The 17,150-nt window shown below is 47.1% G+C and carries 13 protein-coding genes; 12 read left to right on the top strand and 1 reads right to left on the bottom strand.

What is annotated here, in order from left to right; genetic code table 11:
• Position 1 precedes the first annotated feature (1 nt).
• The 12 genes from DXN05_RS12505 (at position 2) to thrC (ending at position 15,386) form a co-directional block, all read left to right on the top strand.
• Positions 2 to 1,504 carry an ATP-binding cassette domain-containing protein gene (locus DXN05_RS12505; protein WP_116847616.1) on the top strand — a complete coding sequence of 501 codons (1,503 nt, stop codon included), beginning with the start codon at positions 2 to 4 and terminating at the stop codon, positions 1,502 to 1,504.
• An 11-nt stretch (positions 1,505 to 1,515) separates the two neighbouring features.
• On the top strand, positions 1,516 to 2,631 hold the full coding sequence (gene leuB, locus DXN05_RS12500; protein WP_116847615.1) for a 3-isopropylmalate dehydrogenase: 1,116 nt from the start codon (positions 1,516 to 1,518) through the stop codon (positions 2,629 to 2,631).
• Between the two features lie 313 nt (positions 2,632 to 2,944).
• Positions 2,945 to 4,627 carry a dihydroxy-acid dehydratase gene (gene ilvD / locus DXN05_RS12495; RefSeq protein WP_116847614.1) on the top strand — a complete coding sequence of 561 codons (1,683 nt, stop codon included), beginning with the start codon at positions 2,945 to 2,947 and terminating at the stop codon, positions 4,625 to 4,627.
• Between the two features lie 41 nt (positions 4,628 to 4,668).
• Positions 4,669 to 6,417: a biosynthetic-type acetolactate synthase large subunit gene (gene ilvB / locus DXN05_RS12490; RefSeq protein WP_116847613.1), complete on the top strand. Its 1,749-nt coding sequence runs from the start codon at positions 4,669 to 4,671 to the stop codon at positions 6,415 to 6,417.
• A gap of 27 nt (positions 6,418 to 6,444) precedes the next feature.
• Positions 6,445 to 6,735 carry an antibiotic biosynthesis monooxygenase family protein gene (locus DXN05_RS12485; protein ID WP_116847612.1) on the top strand — a complete coding sequence of 97 codons (291 nt, stop codon included), beginning with the start codon at positions 6,445 to 6,447 and terminating at the stop codon, positions 6,733 to 6,735.
• Positions 6,736 to 6,759: 24 nt separating this feature from the next.
• Positions 6,760 to 7,350, top strand: coding sequence for an acetolactate synthase small subunit (gene ilvN, locus DXN05_RS12480; RefSeq protein ID WP_116847611.1), 591 nt, complete (start codon positions 6,760 to 6,762; stop codon positions 7,348 to 7,350).
• Between the two features lie 72 nt (positions 7,351 to 7,422).
• Complete coding sequence (gene ilvC / locus DXN05_RS12475) at positions 7,423 to 8,472, top strand: ketol-acid reductoisomerase (RefSeq protein WP_116847610.1); 1,050 nt, start codon at positions 7,423 to 7,425, stop codon at positions 8,470 to 8,472.
• 73 nt (positions 8,473 to 8,545) lie between these two features.
• The gene (locus DXN05_RS12470; protein WP_116847609.1) at positions 8,546 to 9,043 is read left to right on the top strand and encodes a GNAT family N-acetyltransferase; all 498 of its coding nucleotides are present in this window, start codon (positions 8,546 to 8,548) and stop codon (positions 9,041 to 9,043) included.
• A gap of 51 nt (positions 9,044 to 9,094) precedes the next feature.
• On the top strand, positions 9,095 to 10,345 hold the full coding sequence (ilvA, locus tag DXN05_RS12465; RefSeq protein ID WP_116847608.1) for a threonine ammonia-lyase: 1,251 nt from the start codon (positions 9,095 to 9,097) through the stop codon (positions 10,343 to 10,345).
• Between the two features lie 255 nt (positions 10,346 to 10,600).
• A complete protein-coding gene (gene thrA / locus DXN05_RS12460; RefSeq protein WP_116847607.1) occupies positions 10,601 to 13,042 on the top strand; it encodes a bifunctional aspartate kinase/homoserine dehydrogenase I in 2,442 nt (813 codons plus the stop codon).
• A 61-nt stretch (positions 13,043 to 13,103) separates the two neighbouring features.
• Positions 13,104 to 14,042 (top strand): homoserine kinase, encoded by a 939-nt coding sequence (locus DXN05_RS12455; protein ID WP_116847606.1) that lies wholly within the window; start codon positions 13,104 to 13,106, stop codon positions 14,040 to 14,042.
• A gap of 48 nt (positions 14,043 to 14,090) precedes the next feature.
• Positions 14,091 to 15,386, top strand: a complete 1,296-nt coding sequence (gene thrC, locus DXN05_RS12450) for a threonine synthase (RefSeq protein WP_116847605.1) — start codon at positions 14,091 to 14,093, stop codon at positions 15,384 to 15,386.
• 87 nt (positions 15,387 to 15,473) lie between these two features.
• Here thrC and DXN05_RS12445 read toward each other — a convergent pair whose 3' ends face one another.
• Positions 15,474 to 16,598, bottom strand: coding sequence for a lactonase family protein (locus tag DXN05_RS12445; protein ID WP_116847604.1), 1,125 nt, complete (start codon positions 16,596 to 16,598; stop codon positions 15,474 to 15,476).
• Positions 16,599 to 17,150 lie beyond the last annotated feature (552 nt).

The raw sequence follows: 17,150 nt of genomic DNA, 5'->3' as shown, positions 1-17,150 counted from the left end.
CATGCAACAGCCATTTATCACAGCCAGCAACTTAACCGTTCAGTACCCGCCGCAAAGCGTGCTGCATAACGCAGCATTTACCATGCACCGCGGGGAGCAATGGCTGCTTACAGGTGAAGCCGGCAGCGGTAAAACCACGCTGGCCAAAGCCATTTGCGGCAAGGTGTTTCACCAGGGTGAATTGATGGTACATTTCAGTGAACAAAACAGCCTGCCGCAGCAGGCTTTGTTTGTAGCGCAATGGTATCATTTTACCAATCATGCCGGCATCAGCGATTTTTATTACCAGCAACGTTACAACAGCAGCGATGCCGGTGATGCCAATACTGTTTGGGAAGAACTGACCAACGCACATCCCACTGTTGCTGAAGCAAGCATTACAGCCATGTTACAGCAGCTGAATCTTACCCACCGCACGCATGCATCGTTACTGCTGCTGTCGAACGGTGAGCAGAAAAAGCTGCAGCTGGCCAAAGCTTTCCTTACTGCCCCGCAACTGCTGGTACTCGATAACCCGCTGGTAGGTTTGGATGTAGATGCACGTAAAAAGCTTAATGCCATTTTCAGCGCACTGGTACAACAGGGCACACAGCTTATTATAATAGGCGATACGGTTGAAATACCTGCCTGCATTACGCATGTGGCTACTATCAGCAACCAGCAGGTGCAGGTACAAACAAGAGAAGCATTCGGAGAATGCAGTACCATTGCACAGCGTAAACCTGCCATTAGCTTAGACCAGCAGGCTTTGCACAACCTTACTGCGCAGCCGCCTTTCTTCACCGCTTTTCAGCACGCCGTTCAACTGAACAACGTGCATGTGCAGTATGGCGACAAGAAAATTCTGCAGCAGGTAAACTGGCATATTGCCAAAGGTTCCAAATGGTGGCTGCAGGGCGCCAATGGTGCAGGTAAATCCACACTGCTTAACTTAATCACCGGCGATCATCCGCAGGCTTATGCCAATGATATTCACCTGTTCGATAAAAAACGCGGCACAGGCGAAAGTATCTGGGATATCAAACAGAAAATCGGTTATGCATCTCCTGAGCTGCATTGGTATTTTGATGTAAACACCAGCTGCCGCGATGTGGTGCTTTCCGGCTATTTTGATACTACCGGTTTGTACCGCAAAGTAAGCGATGAACAGGTGAAACAGGCTGATGCCTGGTTATACCTGTTACAGCTGGATGGCGTGGCTAATAAAAAGCTGTCTGCTGTTTCCATCAGCCAGCAACGTTTGCTGCTGCTGGCCAGGGCACTCATTAAAAACCCGCCCCTGCTTATTCTCGATGAACCCTGCCAGGGCCTCGATGATCATCAAACACAACAATTCACCGATATTGTAGATGCACTGGTACAACACCCCGAGCGCACGCTTATATATGTAAGCCACCGCAAAGACCAGGTGCCTGCCTGCATTAACCAGGCCCTGCGCATCAGCAACGGCGAAGCAACTATTGTAACACATCAACCCGAACAATATCCTTCCACTATTTCATAACAAAACTGAACATGAAAAAAAATATTGCGGTCATATTAGGCGACGGTATCGGTCCCGAAGTAACACAACAATCCATTAAAGTACTGGATGCAGTAGCTAAAAAATTCAACCACGAATTTCACTACCGCTATTGTTTAATGGGCGCTGATGCCATCGACAAAACCGGCAGCCCGCTGCCCGACGAAACAGTAACCATCTGTCTCGACAGCGATGCCATTTTGTTTGGCGCCATCGGCCATCCTAAATACGACAACGACCCTACCGCCAAGGTTCGCCCTGAGCAGGGTTTGCTGAAACTGCGCAAATCATTACAGCTGTTTGCCAATATTCGCCCTATCACTACTTACGCTTCATTACATCATTTGTCTCCGCTGAAAGCCAAAAACCTGGAAGGTGTTGATTTTGTGATTTACCGTGAATTAACCGGCGGTATTTACTTTGGCAAGAAAGAACTGAGTGATGACAAACTGCAGGCATCTGATGATTGCGTGTACAGCGCCAGCGAAATTGAGCGTATTGCACACCTCGCCTTTCAGCACGCACAGAAAAGAAGAAAGAAATTAACGCTGGTAGATAAAGCCAACGTACTCGAAACATCACGCCTGTGGAGAAGAATTGTACAGGAAGTGGCTGTACAGTACAGTGATGTTGCGGTGGATTATATGTTTGTTGACAATGCTTCTATGCAGATCATCATTAACCCCAAACAGTTTGATGTGATCCTGACCGAGAACATGTTTGGCGATATCATCAGCGATGAAGCCAGCGTGTTAAGCGGTTCACTGGGCCTGGCGCCTTCTGCTTCAGTAGGCAGCGCAGTAGCTTTGTTTGAGCCTATTCATGGTTCTTACCCGCAGGCAGCAGGCAAAGACATTGCCAACCCGGTTGGTTCTATCCTCTCTGCAGCCATGATGCTCGATCATTTTGGTTTAACTGAAGAAGCACAGCTGGTACGCGATGCCGTAAACTGGACATTGCAGCATGGCTTTGTAACAAAAGACATTGATGCCATCAACAGTTACAGCACCACTACCATTGGTGACCTGGTACGCGATTACACAGAAAACAAAATATCGGCCGAGATTAATAAGGGCAATATCTTATTAAGCAAATCGACGATTATATAATAACACACAGGCATCGTTCAGCATACATGCAAACGAACAATCATTCGTTATGCATCTATCGAAATTCCTTGTTTGTTATTCAAAAAGTTCTTTGTTTTTAAAGCAGCATACTGTATATTCGTTGAACATTCACGTCTATGTTCAACAACAGTATTAATAATGTCATTACCCGTATTACCGCAGTCATTATTGTGGTGGTAGTCATTATTATTCCTGCTTTGTATGGAGGTGGATAACGTATAAATAAACACAACAGATTATACAAACCCGCCTCACAAGAGGCGGGTTTTTTGTTTCCTCAAAATATTCAACAATGGCAGAGATCAATAAATATTCAAAAGTTCTTACGCAGGATGTTACACAACCGGCTGCACAAGCCATGTTATATGGTATTGGCTTAACAGATGAAGATTTACAGAAAGCACAGGTAGGTATCGCAAGCATGGGCTATGATGGCAACACCTGTAACATGCATTTGAATGAACTGGCCAAAGTGATAAAAGACAGTGTGTGGGATAGCGAACTGGTTGGTCTTATTTTCAACACCATTGGTGTAAGCGACGGTATGAGCAATGGTACCGATGGCATGCGTTACTCGCTCGTGAGCCGCGATATTATTGCCGATTCTATCGAAGCTGTTTGCGGTGCACAATATTATGATGGTTTAATCACCATCCCCGGCTGTGATAAAAACATGCCCGGTTCTATTATCGCCATGGGCCGCCTTAACCGCCCTTCTATCATGGTGTACGGCGGTACTATTGCACCCGGCCATTACAAAGGCCAGGATCTGAACATTGTTTCAGCATTTGAAGCACTGGGTCAGAAACTTGCGGGCAACCTTGATGACAATGATTTTAAAGGTATCGTAAAACACTCCTGCCCCGGCGCTGGCGCCTGTGGTGGTATGTATACGGCCAACACCATGGCTTCTGCTATTGAAGCACTGGGTATGAGCCTTCCCTACTCTTCCTCTAACCCTGCACTGAGCCAGGAAAAACAGGATGAGTGTAAAGCTGCAGGTAAAGCCATTCGCCTGCTGCTTGAAAAAGACATCAAGCCTTCTGATATCATGACGCGCAAGGCTTTTGAAAATGCCATTGTAACCATCATGGTACTCGGCGGCAGCACCAATGCTGTACTGCACCTGATTGCCATGGCTAAAAGCGTAGACGTGCCGTTAACGCAGGATGATTTCCAGGCCATCAGTAACAGGATTCCTGTACTGGCCGATTTTAAACCCAGCGGCAAATACATGATGCAGGACTTGCACGAACATGGCGGCGTACCTGCTGTTATGAAATACCTGCTGCAGAAAGGCTTGCTGCATGGCGACTGCTTAACCGTTACCGGTAAAACGCTGGCAGAAAACCTCGAATCTATTCCTGATCTTGATTTTGAATCACAGAAAATTATATACCCGCTTGAACAGCCGCTGAAAGCAACCGGTCACCTGCAGATACTGTACGGTAACCTCGCCGAAAAAGGCAGTGTTGCGAAAATCAGCGGTAAAGAAGGGGAACGTTTTGTAGGTCCTGCCCGTGTATTCGACGGCGAACAGGAGCTTACAGCCGGCATCCAGTCTGGCCGCATTAAAAAAGGCGATGTAGTGGTGATCCGCTATGTTGGCCCTAAAGGTGGCCCAGGCATGCCTGAAATGCTGAAACCCACCTCGCTCATCATTGGTGCAGGTTTGGGCAAAAGCGTGGCACTGATCACCGACGGCCGTTTCAGCGGTGGCACGCACGGTTTTGTGGTAGGACATATTACACCCGAAGCTTACGACGGTGGTTTAATAGGCCTGGTAAACGACGATGATGTAATTGAACTGGATGCGGTAAAGAACACCATCACCTTACAGGTTAGTGAAGAAGAGATCGCCAAAAGAAAAGCAGCCTGGAAACAGCCTGCACTTAAAGCAGCCAAAGGCGTTTTATATAAATATGCGAAATCGGTTAAAAATGCAGCAGAAGGCTGTGTAACCGACGAACAATAACTGCCGGCAGCAAATCATTCAACAAAAAGAAATTGAGCGTTATGAGCAATACCACCACCATACAGGAACCCGCAACAGTTGCCCAACCTGCAGCAAAAACAACCACACTTTCCGGCTCACAAGCTGTGCTGGAGGCTTTTATAGCCGAAGGGGTACACACCATTTTCGGTTATCCCGGCGGCGCCATCATGCCGATTTATGATGCATTGTACGACTACCAGGAAAAACTGAAACATATACTCGTGCGCCATGAACAGGGTGGCATACATGCAGCCCAGGGTTATGCACGCACTTCCGGCGATGTGGGTGTGGTATTTGCCACCAGCGGCCCCGGCGCTACCAACCTGGTAACAGGCCTGGCTGACGCGCAGATAGACAGCACGCCGCTGGTATGTGTTACCGGCCAGGTATTTGCTCACCTGCTTGGCACAGACGCCTTCCAGGAAACAGATGTAATCAACATTACCACACCTGTTACCAAATGGAACTACCAGGTAACGGATGCTACCGAGATACCGGCAGTAATGGCCAAAGCATTTTACATTGCACGTACCGGCCGCCCTGGTCCTGTACTCATCGATATCACCAAAAATGCACAGCTGCAGAAATTTGATTATCCCGGTTATACCAAATGCGAACATATCCGCAGCTACCGCCCCAAGCCTATTGTTCGCAAACAATACGTGGAAGAAGCGGCTAAGCTGATCAATGAAGCGAAAAAACCTTTCGTACTGTTTGGCCAGGGTGTTATACTGGGTAAAGCAGAAAAAGAGTTCAAAGCCTTTATTGAAAAAGCAGGTTTACCCGCTGCATGGACAATCATGGGCCTCAGCGCACTGCCGAGCGATCACCCGCTGAATGTAGGCATGCTGGGCATGCACGGCAACTATGGCCCGAACGTGTTAACCAACGAGTGTGATGTATTGATCGCTGTGGGTATGCGTTTCGATGACCGTGTTACAGGCCGGCTTGATAAATACGCCAAACAGGCCAAGGTAATTCATCTTGATATCGACCCGGCTGAAATAGATAAAAACGTGCAGACAACCGTTCCTGTATGGGGCGATTGTAAAGACACGCTGCCCTTGCTCACCAGCCTGGTAAACAAGAACACGCATACCGCATGGGTACAGCAGTTCCATGATTTGAAAGCCAAAGAAGTAGAAGCCGTTATCACAGAAGAACTGAACCCTACTACGGCAGAAATGACCATGGGTGAAGTAATGAAAGTGCTGAACGAATTAACCGGCGGCAATGCAGTTATTGTAACCGACGTGGGCCAGCACCAGATGGTTGCCTGCCGTTATGCTGAATTTAACCAGACCATGAGCAATGTAACCTCCGGCGGTTTGGGCACTATGGGCTTTTGCCTGCCTGCAGCCATCGGCGCTAAATTCGGCGCACCCGACAGAACCGTTGTAGGTATTGTGGGTGATGGCGGTATACAAATGACCATACAGGAACTGGGTACCATTATGCAGAGCGAAGTGGATGTTAAAATCCTTATTCTCAACAACAGGTTCCTCGGCATGGTACGCCAGTGGCAGCAGCTGTTTCACGACAAACGTTATTCCTTTGTAGATATCGCCAGCCCCGATTACGTTGTAGTTGCCAAAGGTTACGGTATTGAAGGCCAGCGCATCGATAGCAGAAGCAACCTCAGGGATGCACTGCAAACCATGCTCAGCCACAAAGGCGCTTACCTGCTTGAAGTAATGGTAGGCAAGGAAAACAACGTGTTCCCCATGGTGCCGCAGGGTTGCAGTGTGGCAGAGATCAGGTTAAAATAAACCATATCTAAAAACACAACACCAGGTATGATCACAGAAGTAGCCATATTACGCATTAAAAGAGGTACACGGCAATCATTTGAAAATGCTTTCAACGAAGCGCAAAGCATTATCGCAGCAATGGACGGATACCTGCACCATGAACTGCAGCGCTGCATAGAAGAAGAAAACAAATACCTGCTGCTGGTGCAATGGCAAACACTGGAAGATCATGTGGACGGTTTCAGAAAACACGATGCCTACAAACAATGGCAGGCATTGTTGCACCCGTTTTACGATCCCGCCCCGGTTGTGGAACACTTTGAAAAAATATATTAATAACGGCATTCTCAACTCGTTTATATGTCAAAACAGGAATTCACCATAACGGTATATACGGAAAACCAGATCGGCCTGTTAAACCGTATTGCCATCATGTTCTCCCGCAGAAAAATCAACATCGAGAGCCTCAACACCTCTCCTTCTGAAGTAGAGAACATACACCGCTTTACCATCGTGATCAACGAAACCGAAGAAGTGGTGCGCAAACTGTGCAGGCAGATTGAAAAACAGGTAGAAGTACTGAAAGCCTATTTCAACACCAACGACGAAATCGTATGGCAGGAAATGGCGCTGTATAAAGTACCTACCGACATCATTGCAGAAAAAGTAAAAGTAGAACGCCTGCTGCGCGAATTTGGTGCAAGGGCGGTGGTAATACGTAAAGACTACACGGTATTTGAAGCAACCGGCCACCGTGAAGAAACAGAGCGCCTGATTAAAGCCCTGGAACCTTACCAGCTGATTGAGTTTGTACGCAGCGCACGCGTTGCCATCATTAAAGCCAGCAATGGCTTCCATGAAAAGCTCAAAGAGTTTGAACAAACAGAACCGGGCGAAGACGTAATTGAAAACGAATTCCTCGACAAACAGGATGAAGTATTCACCATGTAATTACACAGCAGCACAAACTGACAGAACAAAACAAGCATAAACAAAACACTTACTATTTAATAATCAACAAACATGGCAACATTAAATTTTGGAGGAGTGCAGGAAAACGTGGTAACACGTGAAGAGTTCCCACTTTCAAAAGCACAGGAAGTTTTAAAGAACGAAACAGTCGCAGTAATCGGTTACGGCGTACAGGGCCCCGGCCAGGCTTTGAACCAGCGCGACAATGGTATTAAAGTAATCGTTGGTCAGCGTAAAAATTCTAAAACTTGGGATAAAGCCGTTGCAGATGGTTTTGTACCAGGCGAAACACTGTTCGAAATTGAAGAAGCACTGCAGCGCGGTACCATCATTTGCTACCTGCTGAGCGATGCTGCACAGATTGAACTGTGGCCTACTGTACAAAAACACCTCACTGCCGGCAAAGCACTGTATTTTTCTCATGGCTTCGGTATCACCTTCAACGAACAAACCGGCATCGTTCCTCCAAAAGATGTTGACGTGTTCCTGGTTGCTCCCAAAGGCTCAGGTACTTCACTGCGCAGAATGTTTTTACAGGGTCGCGGCTTAAACAGCAGCTACGCCATTTACCAGGATGCTACCGGTAAAGCAAAAGACCGTGTTGTAGCACTCGGTATTGCTGTAGGCAGCGGTTACCTGTTTGAAACAGATTTCCGCAAAGAAGTATTCTCTGACCTCACCGGCGAACGTGGTACACTGATGGGTGCTATCCAGGGTATCTTCGCTGCACAGTACCAGGTACTGCGCGACAAAGGCCATACTCCTTCTGAAGCATTCAACGAAACAGTAGAAGAACTGACACAGTCACTGATGCCGCTGGTTGCTGAAAATGGTATGGACTGGATGTATGCCAACTGTTCTACCACTGCACAGCGCGGCGCGCTTGACTGGTGGAAAAAATTCCGTGACGCTACTTTACCTGTGTTCAACGAACTGTACGAAAGCGTTGCAACAGGCAAAGAATCTCAGCGTTCTATCGATTCTAACAGCAAAACCGACTACCGCGAGAAACTGGAAGTGGAACTGAAAGAACTGCGTGAAAGCGAACTGTGGCAAGCCGGCAAAACTGTAAGAAGCCTGCGTCCCGAAAACCAGAAATAATATATCATATGTTGGGTGTGCAGTACGCACTGCATACCCAACATTGCTTTTTGACTTGTCATTCTTTCCTCCAATGTTACACACACGCGAAGCACAACCGGCAGATTTCAGCAGCATCCAGCAAATTGCACACACTACATGGCCGGTTACTTTCGGGCATATTCTTTCGCCTGATCAGATCGCTTACATGCTTAACATGATGTACAGCACAGAAGCACTGACCGGGCAGGTGAACAACAAACAACACCGGTTTATCATTGCCTCGGAAAATGATACGGATCTCGGGTACATCTCTTACGAACTGAATTACAAACAGCAGCCCAAAACCAAAGTGCACAAAATATACATCCTGCCCGCTGCACAGGGCAAGGGCGTAGGCAAGGTGCTGATGCAACAGGTGGCAGCCATTGCAACAAATGCAGGCAACACCGGCTTGCTACTGAATGTAAACCGCGATAACAATGCGGTACAGTTTTACGAGAAAACCGGTTTCGAAATCATCGGGAAAGAAGACATCGATATCGGCAGCGGTTATTTAATGGAAGATTATATCATGCACAAACCCCTGTAAAGGCCGTGCAACCGCAGCAACCCGCTTGCGGCAGTTTATAACAAGTATTTTATGAGCACAGAAACTTCATTTAAACCCGACTTTGCCGCAGCAGCCCAGCGGTTGAAAAAAGTGGTGACCAAAACACCACTGCAGCTCAACCACAGCCTGTCGCGCAAGTACCAGTGCAACGTGTTTTTAAAACGCGAAGACCTGCAGGTGGTTCGTTCCTACAAACTGCGCGGCGCTTACAATATGATGAGCAGCCTTACACCCGAGCAGTTAAAAAACGGCGTAACCACAGCCAGCGCAGGTAACCATGCACAGGGCTTTGCTTTCAGCTGCAAACAGCTTAACATCAAAGGCACCATTTTTATGCCGGTGATTACACCCAAACAAAAAGTAAATCAAACCAAAATGTTTGGGGAAAGCAATATCGAAATCAAGCTGGTAGGTGACACCTTCGATGATTGCGCTGCTGCTGCCAAAGAATATACGGAAGCACATAAAAAAACATTCATCCCGCCTTTTGATCATTACAGCATTATTGAAGGACAGGGTACGGTGGCCAGCGAAATACTGGAAGACCAGACCGATATTGATTATGTATTTGTACCCATTGGCGGTGGCGGTTGTGCATCGGGCATTGGTTTGTACTTCAACACTTTTTCACCGCAAACAAAGATTATCGGTTTAGAGCCTGAAGGCGCACCTTCCATGACAGCTGCATTTGAAGCTGGTCATCCCGTTACATTACCCGGCATCGACCGTTTTGTAGATGGCGCTGCCGTAAAGCGTGTAGGCGATATCACTTACCGTATCTGTAAAGAAACGCTCACTGAAGTACGCCTGGTGCCTGAAGGAAAAATATGCACTACCATTCTTAAGCTGTACAACGAAGACGCTATTGTTGCAGAGCCGGCAGGCGCTTTATCGATCGCTGCGCTGGATGATTATGCAGACCAGATAAAAGGTAAAAACATTGTATGTGTGGTAAGCGGCGGCAACAACGACATCGACCGCATGCCCGAGATTAAAGAACGTTCCCTGCAGTTTGAAGGATTAAAGCACTACTTCCTCATCCGCTTTGCACAACGCCCCGGCGCATTGCGCGAGTTTCTGAATATGGTGTTAGGTCCCAACGATGATATTACCCGTTTTGAATATATGCAGAAAACCAACAAGGAAGCCGGTCCTGCACTGGTGGGTATTGAACTGCAGTATAAAAATGACTATGATGCCTTGTTAACCAAAATGCGTCATTACAATATTGATTTCTCTGAGATTAATAAAAATGATACACTTTTTGGCTACCTCATTTAATTTGTAAGAAATAATCGCTATCTTGGCTACCTGACGTAAGAAGCGTGTTTAAGCACAGCAACGATATTATCCTTTCTTCTGCACCTGCAACAATTATTGCAGGTTTTGCTGTTATTGCTATTATTACCACTACGATTATTACAACCCGTAAAGGGTTGTGCATATAACATATTATCCCCCGGGCTTTTCAGCCGCCAGCTTTCAAGGTAAAGCAATTCACATTTTCCGTTTACATCACCAACTGATTATTCATATATGCGCGTTCTCAAGTTCGGCGGCACTTCTGTTGCCAATGCCGCAAACATACAAAAGGTAATAGCTATTGCAGAGCAATTTAAAAACGAAAAAATTGTCGTGGTTATCTCTGCGCTGGGCGGCGTAACAGACGAACTGATTAAAGCAGGCTCACTGGCTGCAGAAAAGGATGAATCGTATAAAGAAGTGCTGGAAGCACTGGAAAAACGCCATCTTGATACAGCCAAAACACTGCTGCCGGTAACACTGCAAAGCAGCTGCCTCAGCAAGGTAAAACAACAGTTCAACGAGCTGGATGAAATATGCGAAGGCGTATACCGCCTCAACGAATTATCACTGCGCACACGCGACAGGATTATCAGCTTTGGCGAGCTGATGTCTTCACAGATACTCGCCGCTTACTACGCAGCCATACAGCAGCCGCATGAGTGGCTCGATACGCGACAACTGATCACTACCAACAATCATTTTGGTTTTGCCGCAGTAGACTTCGCGCTTACCAACCGCCAGATACAGGAACGCGTTAAACAATCACCGGCCAACCTGTTCCTCGCCCCCGGTTTCGTGGCAGCCACAAAAGAAGGCCACACAACCACTCTGGGCCGCGGAGGCTCTGATTATACCGCTGCGATATTTGCGGCCGCTTTACAGGCCAATGCGCTTGAAATATGGACAGATGTAAACGGCATGATGACGGCAGACCCGCGCTGGGTGCCCAATGCCAAAACCATCGACCAGATATCTTACCAGGAAGCCATGGAATTGTCGCATTTTGGCGCCAAGGTTATTTACCCGCCCACCATACAACCGGTGATGAACAAAAAAATTCCGGTATGGGTGAAAAACACCTTCCAGCCACAGGCTGCAGGTACACTCATAGAAAATATCCCGAGCAGTGAAGGCGAAATCATCCGCGGTATCTCCAGCATCAATCATATCGCGCTGTTAAGCCTCGAAGGCAGCGGCATGATTGGCATCCCGGGCTTTTCCAAACGCCTGTTTGAAGCACTTGCAAGCGAAGAAATCAATGTAATACTGATCACACAAAGTTCTTCCGAACATTCTATCTGCGTAGCCATCAACACAGCCGATGCAGACAAAGCCAAGAAAGTAGTTGACGCTGCTTTTGAAACAGAAATCAGCAATGGCAAGGTAGATCCCCTGAAAGTAGAACGCAACCTCTCTGTTATCGCACTCGTGGGCGACCAGATGAAAAGTCACCCCGGCATCAGTGGTAAAATGTTTGCCTCGCTCGGCAGCAATGGCATTAATGTGCGTGCAATCGCGCAGGGCTCATCCGAAAGAAACATATCTGCCGTGATCTCTTATGCCGATGTGAAGAAAGGCGTAAACGTATTACACGAAAGCTTCTTTGAATTTGATTACAAACAACTCAACCTGTTTATCACCGGCCTGGGTAATGTAGGCGGTAAACTCATCAGCCAGTTGGCGCAGCAAAAGAAATATTTGCAGCAGCACCTTAAATTAAATATCAGGGTAGCCGGCATGGCCAACAGCAAAAACATGCTGTTTAAGGAAGAGGGTATAGACCTGCATAACTGGAAGGAAGAAATGCAAACCGGCGAACCCATGCAGCTCGATGCATTTGTAGATACCATTGTATCAAAGAACCTGCACAATGCAGTGTTTGTAGACATTACAGCCAATGCCGATGTTGCAGGCATATACCACAAGCTGCTGGCTAAAAGCATTGCCGTGGTAGCCTGTAACAAAATTGCCTGTTCTTCCCCGTATGCTTATTACCAGCAATTAAAATCACTCTCTGCCGAATACAATGCACAGTTCCTGTTCGAAACCAATGTGGGTGCGGGTTTGCCGGTAATAGGCACACTCAACGATTTACTGCGCAGCGGCGACAGGGTAAACAGTATTCAGGCCGTATTATCAGGCACACTCAATTTTGTGTTCAATAACTACGATGGTACCAGGCCTTTTGCAGAAGTAGTAAAACAGGCACAGGATGAAGGTTATACAGAACCTGATCCGCGGCTTGATCTGGGCGGTACCGATGTAATGCGCAAGATCATGATCCTTGCCCGCGAAGCCGGTGAGCAGCTCGAAATGGAAGACATTACAAACACATCGTTCCTCCCCGCTTCCTGCTTTGATGGCTCTGTAGATGATTTTTATAACGAAATGGCCAAACACGAAGCGCATTTCAAAGCCCTGTACAACGAAGCAGCTACAGCTGGTTGCAAACTGAAATTTGTAGCCAGTTATGCAGATGGAAAGGCGCAGGTAGGCTTGCAGCATATACCTGCAGCACATGATTTTTATCACCTGTATGGCAAAGACAATATCGTGTTGTTCCGCACACAACGGTATGCAGAGCAGCCACTGGTAGTAAAAGGTGCAGGCGCAGGTGCCGATGTAACCGCTTCCGGCGTATTTGCTGATATTATACGTGCCGCAAAAGTGTAAGTACTTACATATTCTTTTCAAAGGAGTTCTGAGAACAAATTTTAAAATTTTCAAATTAACCATGCCTCATCCAATAACTTCCGTTACTGTTCATGCGCCGGGCACCGTTGCCAACCTGGTTTGTGGTTTTGATATACTCGGCTTATGCCTGCACGAGCCCTATGACATAATGGATGTGAAACTGCTGCCTGAGAAAGAAATAGTGATTCACAGTGCAGATGGTTATCCCCTGCCCAGTGATCCGAAAGACAATACGGCCGGCGCCCCGCTCATCGAAATGCTGGCCGAACTTGAAGACAATATTGGTTTTGAAGTAACCATTCATAAACGCATAAAACCCGGTAGTGGTGTGGGTTCCAGCGCTGCAAGTGCAGCCGGTGCAGTGGTAGCCGCCAATCATTTGCTGGGCAACCGTTTCAGCAAAGAACAACTGGTGCAGTTTGCCATGTTCGGCGAAAAAGTGGCCAGTGGCGTAAAACATGCAGACAATATTGCACCCTGTATTTATGGTGGCGTTACCCTGATACGTTCCATCCATCCGCTGGATATTATTGCACTGCAGCCGCCTGACCTGCATGTAACCATTGTACATCCGCAGATTGAAGTAAAAACCGCTGATGCGCGCGCCATACTTAAACAGAAAATATTACTCAAAGATGCTATCCGCCAGTGGGGCAATATTGCAGGCCTGGTGGCCGGTATTGTACAACAGGACAATGCACTCATCGGCCGCTCACTCGAAGATGTATTGATTGAACCCGTACGCAGCATTCTTATTCCCGGCTTTGATGAAGTAAAACAACGCAGCAAGGAAGCCGGTGCATTGGGTGGAGGCATATCCGGCTCTGGTCCATCCATCTTTATGCTCAGTGCTGATAAGGCAACAGCCCAAAACGTTGAAAAAACCATGCAGGAAGTGTTTACGCGTGTTGGTATTGCCTATCACACGCATGTAACACAAATCAATACAACCGGTGTAAAAATTGTTGCAGAAGCGTAATGACTGCAGCAAACACACCATATCTGTTCACTATTTACAACATTCGTCATGTTATATTTCAGTCTGAATAAACAATCCCCCAATGTAAGCTTTGCCGAAGCCGCTGTAAAAGGCCAGGCGCCTGATAAGGGATTGTATTTCCCGGTAACTATTCCCAAACTGCCGGCATCTTTGCTGCAAAACCTGCGCGCTTTAAGTAAAGACGAACTGGGCTTTTCAGTAATGCAACCATATGTAGGAGATGCTATTCCTGCCGCCACTTTGCAACGCATCGTGTCTGAAACCATTGCCTTTGAATTCCCGCTGGTGAAGGTTACGGAGAATATCGCTTCGCTTGAATTGTTTCACGGGCCTACACTCGCTTTTAAAGATGTGGGAGCCCGTTTTATGAGCCGTTGCCTGGGTTATTTCAACCGCAACAGCAACCGTCATACAACCGTGCTGGTAGCTACTTCAGGCGATACAGGCGGGGCTGTGGCCAATGGCTTTTTAGGTGTGGAAGGTGTGGAGGTGATTATTCTTTATCCCTCCGGCAAGGTGAGCCCTATACAGGAATTACAACTCACCACCTGCGGACAAAATATCACTGCTCTTGAAATCAACGGTACTTTCGATGATTGCCAGGCAATGGTTAAACAGGCTTTTACAGATGCCGCTTTACAACAGCAATATTCGCTTACCTCCGCCAATTCCATCAATGTGGCCAGGTGGCTGCCGCAACAACTGTATTACTTTTTTGCGCTGCAGCAGTGGCAGCATCAGCAACCGCCCGTAATTGCGGTGCCCAGTGGTAATTTCGGCAATATCTGTGCAGGTTTGCTGGCGCATGTATCAGGCTTGCCGGTACAGCATTTTATTGCTGCATTAAATGCCAATGATGCAGTGCACCGTTATATGCAAACGGGTAATTACGCACCGCAGCCTTCTGTAGCAACAGTTTCCAATGCCATGGATGTGGGCAACCCGAGCAACTTTATCCGTGTGCTGCAATTGTTCAACAACGAACTGCCGCAACTGCAAAACGTGCTTAGCTCAACAACGCTTGATGATCATACTACAGTTGCAACCATCAAGGCAGTATACAACCAAACCGGTTATACACTCGATCCGCATGGTGCTGTTGCGTTTTGTGCTTTACAGCAATACCTGCTGCAATACCCGGAACAAAAGGGTTTCTTCCTTGAAACTGCCCACCCGGTAAAATTCCCGCAAACAGTAGAACAGGCAACCGGGCAAACTGTTCCGGTGCCTGATTCAGCAAAACATTTGTTACAGCAACAGAAAAAAAGCGTGGTGCTTGATGCTGACTACAATACATTAAAAGACTGGCTGCTCAGCCGTTAAATAAAGAAGGCGCAGCACTCAAAAAGTACTGCGCCTCGTTATTGTTCCAATAGCCATCAGGCCATCAATTCATATAACTATCAGCCCCTATTTCACGCCCAGCATTTTCAAACACACAGGCATGTCAACAGGGATAGTGGTATGCGTATCTTCGAGCAGGCCATAATTTTTGTTGATCACAAAAATCTGGATATTGTTGCTGTCGCGGTTAGCCACCAGCAGGAAGCGACCGGTTGGGTCAACCATAAAATTGCGAGGGTGCAAACCAACAGGCTGGTGTCCTACTTCAATCAGCTTACCATCTGACTGTATCCTGAAAATAGCGATATCATTGGCTTTTCCCCTGTTACTGGCATACAGGAAGTTTCCGTTGGGCGTAACATGAATATCTGCACTGCCCATATCGTTTTTGTCGCCTGTTTTAGCGGCAGGCATGGTGAGTATTTCAGTAAGCGCACCGTTGTTGTAAGAATAACCGGTAATCTGTCCGCTCAGCTCATTGATCAGGTAAGCATATTTTTTGTTTGGCGTAAACACCAGGTGTCTTGGGCCAGAGCCGTCGGGCAAGGTGTAATATTGCGGATCGCCATCTGTGAGTGGCGTAGCTGCAGCTGCATCAAAATTATATTTGTACAGGCGGTCGTTGCCAAGGTCAGCAGCATACAGGAATTTCTCATCCGGTGCAAATACCACGCTGTGTACGTGCGGCATTTCCTGGCGCGTAACGTTAACGCCATAGCCTTCATGGCCGATGGTTTGTGCAGCAGGCTGCAAAGCGCCGTCAGCCCCGGTTTTCAGCAGGGAAAGATTACCTCCGCTGTAATTCGCCACAACCACATTTTTCCCGGTTGAATCAACGGAAATATAAGCAGGGTTATCGCCACCGCTGGGTTGCTTATTAATGAAATGCAATTCCCCTTTTTTCTTGTCAATCGAAAAAGCGCTCACCTCACCAGGTGTGGCATCGCCTGCATTTTCATTGACTGCATATACATACTTCTCGTCTTTAGAGATAGCGAGATAAGAAGGGTTGGATGTAGCAATTTTGCTAACCGGTGTTACTTCACCTTTATTGGGGTTAAAACGATATACATAAATCCCTTCACTTTTACCCTTGGTATAAGTACCCACCAGCAGGTAAAATATAGGATTCTGGGCAAATGAAAAAGAAACCACCAGCAATGCACTGGCAAGCAATATTAGTCTACGCATAATCACATTTTTACTATTCTAAATATAAAAAATTGCTTTTAAAGGTACAATGTTATTGTACAAACCGTACCGCGTAAATGTTGTGTAACTGCTAAGATTATAGATTGGTGAGTGGTCAGTTGTGAGTAGTGAGTGATTGAAGCGTAGGGAAGTATGTGTGGTGGATTACTGGTGAATAGGCAATAGGCAATAGGCAATGATCCAAGCGAAGATCTTTGCAACCGGTTAGATTCCGCCTCAAAGATTTCCGTGATTTCGGCGGTTTCAGCCCCGAAGGGAGCTCCTTTGGAGCGAGAGATAAATACTGAATAGGCAATAGGTAAAACTCAAAGCCGTCGCCTTGCGACGCTGCTGTGTGCTTCGATGACAGCTATCCGCTATGCGCTATCCGCTAACAGCTGGGTGTTGTTACCTTGCTGTATCCGCCAAACAAAAAAGCCTCATCCGCAACAGAGCGAACAAGGCTTCTTTTTAATAAATATGGCAGCTACCTACTCTCCCGCATTTTGGTGCAGTACCATCGGCCATGAGGGGCTTAACTTCTCTGTTCGG

It is taken from the genome of Deminuibacter soli (genome assembly GCF_003412455.1).
Classification (GTDB): domain Bacteria; phylum Bacteroidota; class Bacteroidia; order Chitinophagales; family Chitinophagaceae; genus Deminuibacter; species Deminuibacter soli.
The sequence above is the reverse complement of the archived record's forward strand: the minus strand, read 5'-3'. Positions and strand labels throughout refer to the sequence as shown.

What these genes read in the sequence shown, in the direction of transcription:
- thrC (WP_116847605.1), top strand. Translation starts at nt 14,091, where the DNA reads ATGTTATATTTCAGTCTGAATAAACAATCCCCCAATGTAAGCTTTGCC.
- ilvA (WP_116847608.1), top strand. Translation starts at nt 9,095, where the DNA reads ATGAGCACAGAAACTTCATTTAAACCCGACTTTGCCGCAGCAGCCCAG.
- DXN05_RS12470 (WP_116847609.1), top strand. Translation starts at nt 8,546, where the DNA reads ATGTTACACACACGCGAAGCACAACCGGCAGATTTCAGCAGCATCCAG.
- ilvB (WP_116847613.1), top strand. Translation starts at nt 4,669, where the DNA reads ATGAGCAATACCACCACCATACAGGAACCCGCAACAGTTGCCCAACCT.
- thrA (WP_116847607.1), top strand. Translation starts at nt 10,601, where the DNA reads ATGCGCGTTCTCAAGTTCGGCGGCACTTCTGTTGCCAATGCCGCAAAC.
- ilvN (WP_116847611.1), top strand. Translation starts at nt 6,760, where the DNA reads ATGTCAAAACAGGAATTCACCATAACGGTATATACGGAAAACCAGATC.
- leuB (WP_116847615.1), top strand. Translation starts at nt 1,516, where the DNA reads ATGAAAAAAAATATTGCGGTCATATTAGGCGACGGTATCGGTCCCGAA.
- DXN05_RS12485 (WP_116847612.1), top strand. Translation starts at nt 6,445, where the DNA reads ATGATCACAGAAGTAGCCATATTACGCATTAAAAGAGGTACACGGCAA.
- DXN05_RS12505 (WP_116847616.1), top strand. Translation starts at nt 2, where the DNA reads ATGCAACAGCCATTTATCACAGCCAGCAACTTAACCGTTCAGTACCCG.
- DXN05_RS12455 (WP_116847606.1), top strand. Translation starts at nt 13,104, where the DNA reads ATGCCTCATCCAATAACTTCCGTTACTGTTCATGCGCCGGGCACCGTT.
- ilvD (WP_116847614.1), top strand. Translation starts at nt 2,945, where the DNA reads ATGGCAGAGATCAATAAATATTCAAAAGTTCTTACGCAGGATGTTACA.
- DXN05_RS12445 (WP_116847604.1), bottom strand. Translation starts at nt 16,598, where the DNA reads ATGCGTAGACTAATATTGCTTGCCAGTGCATTGCTGGTGGTTTCTTTT.
- ilvC (WP_116847610.1), top strand. Translation starts at nt 7,423, where the DNA reads ATGGCAACATTAAATTTTGGAGGAGTGCAGGAAAACGTGGTAACACGT.